The 10,947-nt window shown below is 50.6% G+C and carries 13 protein-coding genes; 6 read left to right on the top strand and 7 right to left on the bottom strand.

Annotated features, from left to right (window positions below; all coding sequences use genetic code 11):
- The first annotated feature begins 2 nt into the window (after positions 1 to 2).
- Positions 3 to 107 carry a zinc ribbon domain-containing protein gene (locus ACYVJG_RS07310; RefSeq protein ID WP_460430472.1) on the top strand — a complete coding sequence of 35 codons (105 nt, stop codon included), beginning with the start codon at positions 3 to 5 and terminating at the stop codon, positions 105 to 107.
- Positions 108 to 428: 321 nt separating this feature from the next.
- Positions 429 to 668: a zinc ribbon domain-containing protein gene (locus tag ACYVJG_RS07305; RefSeq protein ID WP_460430469.1), complete on the top strand. Its 240-nt coding sequence runs from the start codon at positions 429 to 431 to the stop codon at positions 666 to 668.
- A 173-nt stretch (positions 669 to 841) separates the two neighbouring features.
- Here ACYVJG_RS07305 and ACYVJG_RS07300 read toward each other — a convergent pair whose 3' ends face one another.
- The 7 genes from ACYVJG_RS07300 to ACYVJG_RS07270 form a co-directional block, all read right to left on the bottom strand.
- Positions 842 to 1,027: a YgaP family membrane protein gene (locus ACYVJG_RS07300; protein WP_022653646.1), complete on the bottom strand. Its 186-nt coding sequence runs from the start codon at positions 1,025 to 1,027 to the stop codon at positions 842 to 844.
- Between the two features lie 81 nt (positions 1,028 to 1,108).
- The gene (locus tag ACYVJG_RS07295) at positions 1,109 to 2,287 is read right to left on the bottom strand and encodes a YbfB/YjiJ family MFS transporter (RefSeq protein WP_460430468.1); all 1,179 of its coding nucleotides are present in this window, start codon (positions 2,285 to 2,287) and stop codon (positions 1,109 to 1,111) included.
- A gap of 67 nt (positions 2,288 to 2,354) precedes the next feature.
- A complete protein-coding gene (gene pyrI, locus ACYVJG_RS07290; protein WP_460430467.1) occupies positions 2,355 to 2,813 on the bottom strand; it encodes an aspartate carbamoyltransferase regulatory subunit in 459 nt (152 codons plus the stop codon).
- Between the two features lie 14 nt (positions 2,814 to 2,827).
- Positions 2,828 to 3,751, bottom strand: a complete 924-nt coding sequence (gene pyrB / locus ACYVJG_RS07285) for an aspartate carbamoyltransferase (protein ID WP_460430466.1) — start codon at positions 3,749 to 3,751, stop codon at positions 2,828 to 2,830.
- A 125-nt stretch (positions 3,752 to 3,876) separates the two neighbouring features.
- Positions 3,877 to 4,923, bottom strand: coding sequence for a Tim44 domain-containing protein (locus tag ACYVJG_RS07280; protein ID WP_022653650.1), 1,047 nt, complete (start codon positions 4,921 to 4,923; stop codon positions 3,877 to 3,879).
- 77 nt (positions 4,924 to 5,000) lie between these two features.
- Complete coding sequence (gene tsaA / locus ACYVJG_RS07275) at positions 5,001 to 5,705, bottom strand: tRNA (N6-threonylcarbamoyladenosine(37)-N6)-methyltransferase TrmO (RefSeq protein ID WP_460430465.1); 705 nt, start codon at positions 5,703 to 5,705, stop codon at positions 5,001 to 5,003.
- Positions 5,706 to 5,763: 58 nt separating this feature from the next.
- Positions 5,764 to 6,534, bottom strand: a complete 771-nt coding sequence (locus ACYVJG_RS07270) for a GNAT family N-acetyltransferase (RefSeq protein WP_460430464.1) — start codon at positions 6,532 to 6,534, stop codon at positions 5,764 to 5,766.
- Between the two features lie 192 nt (positions 6,535 to 6,726).
- Here ACYVJG_RS07270 and mnmG point away from each other — a divergent pair, with 192 nt between their 5' ends.
- From mnmG to ACYVJG_RS07250, 4 genes are read left to right on the top strand one after another with little or no spacing between them, the layout of a single operon-like run.
- Positions 6,727 to 8,625 (top strand): tRNA uridine-5-carboxymethylaminomethyl(34) synthesis enzyme MnmG, encoded by a 1,899-nt coding sequence (gene mnmG, locus ACYVJG_RS07265; RefSeq protein ID WP_460430463.1) that lies wholly within the window; start codon positions 6,727 to 6,729, stop codon positions 8,623 to 8,625.
- Positions 8,626 to 8,629: 4 nt separating this feature from the next.
- Entirely contained in the window at positions 8,630 to 9,256 is a 627-nt protein-coding gene (gene rsmG, locus ACYVJG_RS07260; protein WP_460430462.1) for a 16S rRNA (guanine(527)-N(7))-methyltransferase RsmG, read from the top strand.
- A gap of 1 nt (position 9,257) precedes the next feature.
- Positions 9,258 to 10,040, top strand: a complete 783-nt coding sequence (locus tag ACYVJG_RS07255; RefSeq protein ID WP_460430461.1) for a ParA family protein — start codon at positions 9,258 to 9,260, stop codon at positions 10,038 to 10,040.
- A complete protein-coding gene (locus ACYVJG_RS07250) occupies positions 10,037 to 10,912 on the top strand; it encodes a ParB/RepB/Spo0J family partition protein (RefSeq protein WP_460430460.1) in 876 nt (291 codons plus the stop codon). Before ACYVJG_RS07255 ends, ACYVJG_RS07250 begins: the two co-directional genes overlap by 4 nt.
- Positions 10,913 to 10,947 lie beyond the last annotated feature (35 nt).

Here is a 10,947-nt window from a genome sequence, read left to right as displayed (position 1 = left end):
GGATTTGCAGCGAATGTGGTGCAACACACGACCGCGATACCAACGCTGCCAAAAACATTCTCGCGGCGGGACTTCGCCGTCTGGCAGCAGGAATCCTCGCTCTTTAGGGCGGGGAGGAAGTCAAAGGGGACATCAGGCACATAAGGGCACGTTTTGGGGTTTGGTTTTGAGGATGTAAAGCAAAAAAATAAATCGATGTAGGAATTGCCCAGTTCAACAGCCAAGTGCGTGGTCTGCAAGGCAACCAGCAGCAGGAACCCACCGAAGCGACTTTAGATTGTGTTAACCCAAAGCGTCGTAGGTATCCCCGTTCTTTAGTGCGGGAAGGAAGGCAAATAAACGACTTTAAGTCTTCAAATTTCAACTGATACCCAACGGCCAGCAGAAAGTACACGATTGTATGCATTGAAGATTTGCAGGTGAAAAGTATGTCTAAGTCGGCGGAAAGGAAAAATGTTCGGGCGAAATCTGGCCTGAACAAATCTATCCTCGATCAAGGCTGGGGTGAGTTCCGGCAGCAGCTGGATTACAAATTAGCGTGGAACGGCGGTCATCTCATCGCCGTACTACCGCAAAACACCAGCCGAACGTGTCCGAGTTGCGGTCATGTATCAGCAAAGAACCGCCAGACTCAGGCTAAGTTTGCCTGGGTGCGATCAATGTTTTAAAGCGCGGCCAAGCGATTTTAGCTGCCGCATAGGCATCAAAAAGGGCAGGACTTGCCCAGTTGTTGTGAGTGGTGCAGCAAGGGTCGCCAACAGCAGGAACTCAACAAAGCGACTTTAGGCTGTGTTAGTCCAAAGCGCCGTAAGAATTCCTGCTCTTTAGGGTGGAGAGGAGGTCATTTCTTGCAGGTATTGATACCCAAGATGGCATAAGGTGGGCACCATCCCAACAGGCCGGTTGCCACGGGAACCAAACCTAAAAATGCCCAAGGGCTGGCTGGCCCAACAAAAGCCAAACTCACGATACCTAATCCTGCAATCACGCGAATCACGCGCTCTGTTTTACCGATATTGCATTGCATTTTTGGACTCCTGTGACACAGTAGAAAGAAGAATGTCGTAGGTAAATAATACACTAAAAAACATTATGTAAAAAAATATATTTAAGCCTTTGGTGTCCGTAATGTCCACAGCCATGCCCACACCAACGCCACGCCACCCACCAAGTAGGTATCGGTCATGCTGGCGCCATGGTCAAGCCACCACCGTGCCATCCACGGCCCTGTCAGTTGGGTAAAAGCATATAACGTCACCAAACCAGCAGAAATTCTTGGCCCTTGGTGGGGGTGGAGGTTGCGGCCCAAGCGTTGGCTAAGCAAAACACTGCCGAGGAAAGTGGTGCCGACCAACACAGCACATAACAACACACCAACACTGCCGCTGAACAACAGCGGTGCAAATACCCCAGCGCCTTGAATAGCATAATTCAATAACAACGCTGTTTTGTCCCCTAAGCGTGCGCCGAGTTGATTCCACAGCCACGCCGCGCCCAAGGTGCAACACGCCAAAATAGTCCATGCTCCACCCAGTAGCCAGTGATCGGCAGGCAGTTGTTCTTTGGCGACAACCGGTAGAAAAGTGGTGGGCAAGATATAGCCTAAACCTGCACCAGCATAGGCCATAAAGAGTGGCAAACTTTTGCGGTCGATCAATGGTGTGGTGGTATGAGGCGTGGGCGCAGCGGCTTGTGGTGAATCCGGTCGATCTAGCCGCATTAAATGCCAACCACTGAATGCGGCCAGCGGAATAGCACATAAGGCCATTGGCCACCAGCGATCCATACCATGCAATATCTCATGCGGCCACCATGCCAACGCATTCGACAGTAACAATCCCGTCCCGACACCAAAGTATACCAACCCACTTAATGCCAACTTGCCATGCCGCGATAACCATTCCAACACCAAGGCCGGCGCTTGCACAAACACAATGCCATTGCTAATGCCGTTGAATAAACGCAGCAATAAAAACAGTGTGGGATCCGTTGCGATAATTTGTAGACTGGTGGTGATAGCACTGGTTGCCAGCGCGAGCGGCAGGGCACGGCGAATGTGGTCGGGATGGTGAAAGCGAATTGCTAACACGGCTCCCAGCAAATAACCGATGTAGTTCCATGTTGCCATCGTGGCACCGGTTTGCAAAGAAAAAACCCCGTCAGCAACCAACATTGGCAACAACGGGGTATAGGCAAAGCGTCCAAGACCGTGGACGACAATCAAGGCGATTGCTGTGGCAAGAATCGGCAACCACAGCTTAGGAGGAGGGTGGTGAGCAGGGGACACGACTGGCCTCAACAAAGTTTGGCCCCATACCCTAACGGTTTTTGCCTGCAAAGGCCAGTCGATTGGCCTAGCTTAAACCAGTAAAAACTTCTTTTGCGTAAGCCTTTTCACAGTATTTACATTTCAGGCGAATTTCACCGTGGCGGCTGCGGACACTAAAGTGACTTGTGACCGGTTCAACATGGCTAATACAGTTGCTATTTGGACACACTAACACCCCTGCGATGGATTCTGGGACGCCTAGTTTGTGTTTTGCCACTACCTCAAAGTCTTCAATGACATTCACTGTGGCATCAGGAGCGTACAGCGCTAACTGGTTAGCGTCTTCTGCGCTTAATAAGATATTTTCGACCTTAATCAGGTCTTTTTTTCCCGAGCGTTGGCTAGGGAGATTAAACCCCATATATACCCGCTGCCCGCTTTCTGATAAACGTAACAGCTTCGCAATCCGACGACCTTGACCCGCCGGAATATGGTCAATCACAGTGCCATCTTTTAAGGCTTCAACGGTAAGTTTGTGTTCCATTACAGCGGTCTTTCTTAAAGCGTCTCGTTAAGAACCAAAGCCAATAAGGCTTGGCGGGCATAAACGCCGTTTTCTGCTTGTTGGAAATAATAGGCATACGGGGTTTGGTCAACACCCGTTTCAATTTCATCCACCCGTGGCAAGGGATGTAACACCCGCAAGTTGGGACGGGCCTGCGCCAGCGTGTCTGCGGTCAACACGAAACGCGATTTGACCTGATGGAATTCCGTTTCTTCAAAGCGTTCTTTCTGCACCCGCGTCATATACAGAATATCCAGCTCTGGTACCACTTCTTCGATGTCTTCATGGTCGGAATAGTCGATATTGCGCTCGTCTAACTCTTCATAAAGATAGTCAGGTAAGGCTAAGGCCGGCGGGGCAATAAAATAGAAGCGACAGCCAAATAACGATAGGGCCTGCACCAAGGAATGCACTGTGCGCCCATATTTCAAATCTCCGACAAAAGCCACTTTCAACCCATCAAGCCGACCTTGGGTTTCATGCAAAGTAAACAAATCCAGTAGGGTTTGTGTTGGGTGTTGGTTGGCACCATCACCGGCATTGATGACTGGCTTAGTTGAACATTCTGCAGCCAACCGCGCTGCACCATCACGAGGATGGCGCATTACATAAGCATCCACATACGAGGTGATAATTCTCACCGAGTCGGCCAGTGTTTCCCCTTTTTTGGCGAGGGAGGTATTGCCTGCATCGGCAAACCCAATCACCGAGCCGCCTAGCCGTTGCACTGCGGTTTCAAACGATAGCCGAGTGCGGGTTGACGCTTCGAAAAAACAGCTTGCTACGACCCGATCTTTTAATAGGTCGTTGCGGGGATGTCGTTTGAGTTCAGCTGCAGTATGTACCACCAGCTCTAATTCTTCACGGCTCAGATCAGAGATGGAAATGATATGTTTCTGGTACAGCGGATTGGCCATCGCCTTACCTCTTCGCTTGGGGATGAAAGACAAAAGATGGTCTAGATTATACGCGCTGCGTGAAATTCAGGCCGAAAAAAAGCCCAACCGAAGTTGGGCCAAAGGGCTTTGCGGGAAGCCGCTAGTTAACCTTGTTGAATCCCTGCCACAATCCATTTGTTGTCGGTTTGTGCGGATTTGATGTAGTGCCATGTTTCGCTAAATGGCATCAAAGGTGCGTTCACCGACTCGCTGACCATACCGTGGAAGCGCACGCTTGCGACGTAACCGCCATTTTCCTGTTCTGCATTTAAGAAGTCGCAATTCAGCGTTGGGAAATCGGCAGGCTCCATGTTGTCGCTAATATCAGCACGCAAGGCATCAAACAGTTGGGGCGTCAGATACTTACGAATTTCATCCAAGTTGGCAGGATTATTCATGCTTTGCACATGCAAGAAGGTGGCTTTGGCTTGGCGCAAAAAGTGAGGTACTTCGGTGCCATCAGGCAAGCGACCAGAGGCAAAGTTAGAAGCCGCACTCATCCCACCGCCGCCTTGGGCATAGGGTGTGTTATTGAACAGTGAACTGCCGGGGGTTTGATTGCGTTGCATATCCTGACCATAAGGCACGCCACCCGCTGGCGCTAAGCCACCACCCAATGGACGTTGTGACAAAGGCGAGGCAGTTTTCTTTTTCTTCATGAACATCATGACTGCGCCACCTAACAACATCAGCAAAATCAAACCACCCCAAGGGAATCCCCCCCCTTCTTCAGTGGGAGCCGGTGCTGGGGTTGCTGCAGCGGCAGCAGGTGCAGCGGTGGTCGCAGCTGTCGCAGCGCTATTTGCTGCGCCTTCTGCGGTTTTCGCGGCAGTATCGGCGGCGGCTTTTTCATCATCGCTGAGGGCCTCGCTCAGCATATAGCCGGCGGCAGCACCCGCGACACCTGCGGCTACCATACCACCTACTCCGGGGCCAGAGGAGGCTGGGCGTGCGGTTTGTGGCGCCATCGGTGCAGGCGCTAACGGTTGTGGTTTTGCTGCTGGCGTTTGTTGGTTATAGCTTTGGGTCGGGGTACTGCGCTGCATTCCACTGGATTTCCCTTTCCCCAGTCGGGCGGCTTCTGCAAGCGGTGCCGCGAGCACTGCGGTCAGCGTCAAACATAAAACAAGGCGGCTTGGTTGCAAGGTCATGATGGTTCTCCAGCAAAATCTAAAAATGAGCGCGAATACGCACAGTGACAGTGTAGATGGTGGGCCTTAGCCGAGTCTTAAAGGGGGGGCTCAATGTCAATCACCTCCGCACCCTGTGGCAATACCCGCCAACGCACATTCCCTACTTTGAGTTGCATACCATAGATTCGTTCTGGCTCAGTTTGTTGATAACCGGGGCGAGGGTCTTGTTGTAACAGTTCGGTAATTAACATGCGATCTTGGCTAGGGTGTTGACTCAGTTGCAATAAAGCCTGTTGTGCCTGTGCTGTCCAAGTGACATGCTCAATAAAACGTTGTGGTGGTGGTGCGTAGCCTGTGGTGGCGTGAGGCAGGCTATCGGCATAGGGAAGATAAGGTTTGATGTCTAACACGGGTGTGCCATCAAGCAAGTCTACGCCACCGAGGGTTAAGCATACGCCCGAGGTGGTATCGACCTCTAACAGCTCGACTACCGATAAGCCAATCGGATTGGGGCGAAAAGTAGAACGGCTGGCAAACACACCAACCCGTGTATTGCCACCCAATTTAGGCGGACGAATCAGCGGTTTCCAGCCTTGTTCTACCGTTTGATGAAAAACAAACGTCAGCCACAGATGGGAAAACTGTTCAAGGCCGCGCACCGTGTCGGCTTGGTCAAATGGCGGCAATAGGCGCAGTCGGCCTTGTGCTGCCGCCACTAAACCGGGTTGGCGAGGAATACCGAATTTCTCGCAAAAGCAACTTTCAACAATACCAATTGGCTGTAAGGGATACGACGACACGGCCACACTCACATTTTCACCCAACAAAGCACGCTATTGTATGGCCTTGGTGCAGGTTTTAGGCTGCCTGAGCTAAAAAGTGTCGGCCATAACGTTGGCTGATTTGTTGCCGAGACCAGATCACAAAAAAATCGGCACAGTGAAAGTCACTATCCCATGCTGGCTCAGGGACGATTTTCGCTCCAGCGCGCAAATACCCTTTTATTAAAGGCGGAAGCGCGGGCAACTGGTCAGCTGTATCGAACGAAGACAACACCAATGGCTGATAGGGACAAATACCCCAACCGCTGGCTTGTTGTGCTGGGTGTTGATGTAAATGTTGTTGGACTGCAATCACTTGGGCTGCGTTGTCGGCCAAGCCCACACTGGCACATCCAATCAGATATTCATGACCACTATTGAGTAAATACTCGGCTAAGCCTGACCACAGCAAGGTAATCACTGCACCACTACGAAAATCTTTATGAACGCAAGAACGGCCAATTTCGATCAGGTGGTGGCGAATCGGTGCCAGCCCAGACAAATCAAACTCTTGTTCTGAATAGAGTTGGGACAGCTGTTGTGCCCGATGTGGGGGCAATAAGCGGTAGGTTCCTACCACTTGTCCACTCATCTCGTCACGGACAATCAGATGATCGCACACTGCATCGTAGTCATCCTCGTCCAGCTCTACATGGGCAGAAGACAGTTTTGCGCCCATTTCTTCAGCAAAGACTTGATAACGCAAGCGTTGTGCTGCTTGCACATCCCATTTGTTTTGAGCCAAACCGACGCTAAAGCGTGGGCGCGAGAATGTCTGAGACTGAAGCGTCGAGCCGTGTTGCAACATGGATTTCTCCCGAATTGAAACGACCGCTTTAGCCTAGAGAGGGAAAGTGAAACCCGAGTGAATGGAAGGTTAAAATCTTATGGCTTTGATGTGTAAGTGATTTTTTGTTTTTGCTGCATCTGTGTTGCTGACGTTGTTGGGCGAATTCCCGTACAATGCCGCACTTGATTTTTTGCAGATTAGCGACGGCTCATGTTGTTCCCAACAGAATTCGAAGTCATTGTCGTGGGTGGAGGTCATGCTGGTACTGAGGCGGCACTGGCCGCTGCTCGCATGGGACGGACCACCCTACTATTGACTCACAATATCGAAACCCTCGGCCAAATGTCGTGCAATCCCTCCATTGGTGGGATTGGCAAGGGACATTTAGTGAAAGAAGTCGATGCTTTAGGTGGGGCGATGGCCTTAGCCACGGATATGGGCGGGATTCAGTTTCGTACCCTCAATGCCAGTAAAGGCCCTGCTGTTCGCGCAACCCGTGCCCAAGCCGACCGTGTTCGCTACAAAGCCGCCATTCGCACGATGTTGGAAAATCAGCCAAATTTATGGCTGTTTCAACAACAGGTTGATGACTTGTTACTCGAGGGTGAGAGAGTCAGTGGTGTGGTGACCACCATCGGGATTCAGTTTAAAGCCCGTTCAGTGGTGTTGACAGCGGGGACTTTCCTCTCTGGAAAAATTCATGTCGGCTTAGAAAACTATACCGGCGGTCGTGCGGGTGATCCGGCTGCGGTGACACTCGGCGCACGTCTTCGTGAGTTGGCTTTGCCAGTCGGCCGCTTAAAAACTGGCACCCCACCGCGTATTGATGGCCGCACGATTCGCTTTGATATCTTGGAAGAACAACCGGGGGATAACCCCGAACCTGTTTTCAGCTTCCGAGGTTCTCGCGCACTACACCCAAAGCAATTGCCCTGTTGGATTGCCCATACCAACGAGCGCACCCACGACATTATTCGGCAAGGGTTCGATCGTTCTCCGATGTTTACTGGGGTGATTGAAGGCGTGGGGCCGCGTTATTGCCCCTCTATTGAAGATAAAATCAATCGTTTTGCTGATCGTAATAGTCATCAGGTATTTTTGGAACCAGAAGGGCTAGATACAAACGAGTTTTATCCTAATGGGATTTCAACCAGTTTGCCCTTCGATATTCAGTTGGCAGCGGTACGTTCGATTGTTGGCTTAGAAAACGCCCATATTCTGCGCCCTGGCTATGCCATCGAATATGACTACTTCGACCCGCGTAACTTAAAGAGCAGTCTAGAAACGAAATCTATCCAAGGGTTGTTCTTTGCCGGACAAATTAACGGCACCACGGGTTACGAAGAAGCAGCGGCACAAGGGCTGCTGGCTGGTATCAATGCGGCACGCTATGCCCGTGAGGAAGCCAGCTGGTGTCCAAGTCGAGCCGAGGCCTATATCGGGGTGTTGGTGGATGACTTGATCACCCGTGGTGTATCCGAGCCCTATCGAATGTTTACCAGCCGCGCCGAATATCGCTTGCAACTGCGTGAAGACAATGCTGACTTACGTCTGACTGAACAGGGGCGCGCTCTAGGTTTAATCAGTGATGCCCAATGGGAAGCATTCTGTCGCAAGCGTGATGCAATTGACGCTGAAAACGCTCGTTTGCAACACACTTGGGTCAATCCACGCTTGGTGCCCGCTGAGGAAGCGCTGGCCGTTCTTGGACAAACCATTGAACGTGAATACACCTTGGCCGACTTACTACGCCGTCCACAAGTGAATTATCAGACTTTGTCTGGTCTGACTGCCTTTGGTGAAGCGGTAGCAGCGGCAGAGGTGGCGGAACAGGTGGAAATCCAAATTAAGTACCAAGGCTATATTGCACGCCAACAAGAGGAAATTGCGCGCCGCGATCAGTTGGAAGATGTCCGCCTACCACAAAACATTGATTATGCTTTGGTTTCAGGTTTATCGAAGGAAGTGCAACAACGTCTGAACCAACATCGTCCCGAGACCTTGGGTCAGGCTTCACGGATTCAAGGCATGACGCCAGCGGCGATTTCTTTACTCCATGTCCATCTCAAGCGGGGTTTGTCGTCAACAACTCGCTCCACGAAAAATTAACACTATGTCTTCTTCTCGCGATGAATTGCAACATGGCCTTACTACACTGGGTCTTACTGCTAGCCTCGAACAAATCGACCAATTATTAGCCTATGTCGATCTGTTAGATAAATGGAACCGCGTATACAACCTGACAGCGGTACGCGAATCGGAACGGATGTTGTCTTACCATGTGTTAGACAGTCTGGCTGCCTTGCCACATATCACGGCTCGGCGAGTATTGGACGTGGGGTCTGGCGGCGGGATGCCGGGAATTTTATTCGCTATCTTACGGCCCGATTGGCAACTGACATTACTTGATGCCAACCACAAAAAAACCACTTTCTTAAAACAAGCAGTGATTGAGCTGGGCTTATCTCAAGTTGAGGTGGTCTGTGATCGGGTGGAAGCCTATCAACCAGCTGACAAGTTTGATGTCATTACCTCGCGTGCATTCGCTGAACTGAATGAGTTTATCCGCTTGACCCGTCACTTATTAACAACCGACGGTTATTGGGCCGCACTCAAAGGGGTGTATCCCTATGAAGAGATTGCACAATTACCGGCTGATATTCGGGTTCAAGCTGTTGAAGCTTTGCAGGTGCCGAACTTAGAAGCTGAACGTCATTTGGTCAAATTAGTGGTGGCTTAATATGCAGCATTGCATTGCAGTGGCAAATCAAAAGGGTGGCGTTGGCAAAACCACGACGGTCGTGAACCTTGCTGCCAGCTTAGCAGCCCGTGGTCAACGAGTATTAGTGGTGGATCTTGATCCACAAGGTAATACCACCACCGCCTGTGGCATTGATAAACACGGTTTGCGGCTCAGTGTGTATCACCTCTTGATTGGTCGGGCAATGGTGGCACAGATCTTACAGACTGCAGAAAAAGGTGGCTTTGCGGTGTTACCTGCCAACCGGCACTTGGCTGGCGCAGAACTAGAACTGGTCGAGTTGGAGCAACGCGAGTTACGGTTGCGGCAGGCTTTGCAGCCTATTGCAGCAGACTATGATTTTATCTTGCTTGATTGCCCACCCGCACTCAACCTGTTGACCTTAAATGGGTTAACTACGGCAGAGCGGGTGTTGATTCCGATGCAATGCGAATACTATGCCTTAGAAGGCCTGACTGATTTACTGAATACGTTAAAAAAACTGCGTGCTGCATTAAATCCACGCATTGAACTGCTTGGTTTGCTACGAACCTTATTTGATGCGCGTAGTACGTTATCAAAACAAGTTGTCGCTGAGTTACAACAACATTTTCCGGATCAAGTATTAGAAACGGCGATTCCTCGCAATGTGCGGCTTGCCGAAGCGCCTAGTTATGGTATGCCGGTATTGGCGTATGATAAGTCGGCACGAGGCACTAAAGCTTATCTCGCTTTAGCAGATGAAATTTTGGCCTATTACGGTAAAGCACAGGCGAAACCATGAGCAAGCCAAAGTTAAAAGGGTTGGGACGTGGTCTAGATGCTTTATTGGCCCATGAAAATCAGGGTGAAGATCGGTTGCAGTCACTACCTGTGACTGCATTGCAAGTGGGTGTGTATCAACCTCGCTCTCACATGGATCAAGCGGCGCTGGCAGCTTTAGCGGATTCAATCCGAGTACAAGGGGTCATTCAACCGGTTGTCGTGCGAGAAATTGGCTTGGGTCGTTATGAGATAATTGCCGGTGAACGTCGTTGGCGAGCCGCCCAATTAGCCGGTTTAGCTGACATACCGGCCGTTATTCGTACTGTCCCTGACCAAGCGGCTTTAGCGATTGCTTTGATTGAAAACATTCAACGAGAGCAGCTTGACCCGCTCGAAGAAGCCACTGGGGTGCAACGTCTGATTGATGAATTCCACATGACCCATGAAAGCGCCGCTGCTGCCTTGGGTCGGTCACGCAGTGCAATCAGTAATTTATTGCGATTGTTGACCCTGCCCGAGCCGGTGCAAGTCTTGGTGCATGAAAAAAAACTCGATATGGGACATGCACGGGCCTTATTGGCTTTGCCGGTATTGCAACAAATCGAGTGGGCACAACACGCTGCAACGCAGCAATGGTCAGTGCGAGAAACTGAACGTCGTGTCCAGCATTATCTCCATCATTCCGCAGTGCAAAAAAAGGTTGCACTGCAACAAGATCCCGATATTCGTCGTCTCGAAGAGACCCTATCTGACCAATTAGGTACCACCGTACATATTCGGCATGGAAAGCGTGGGAATGGTCGTCTGACCATTGAATATAGCGATTTGGCTCAGTTAGACGAAATTTTGCATGGCTTACAAAAAAAGACTGCGAAAAATAAGGGTTTATAAATACAATTTAATCATCTGATATAGGTCTGCTTGCG

The organism is Aquaspirillum soli (assembly GCF_054781915.1).
This window is presented reverse-complemented; position numbering and strand designations above follow the sequence as displayed.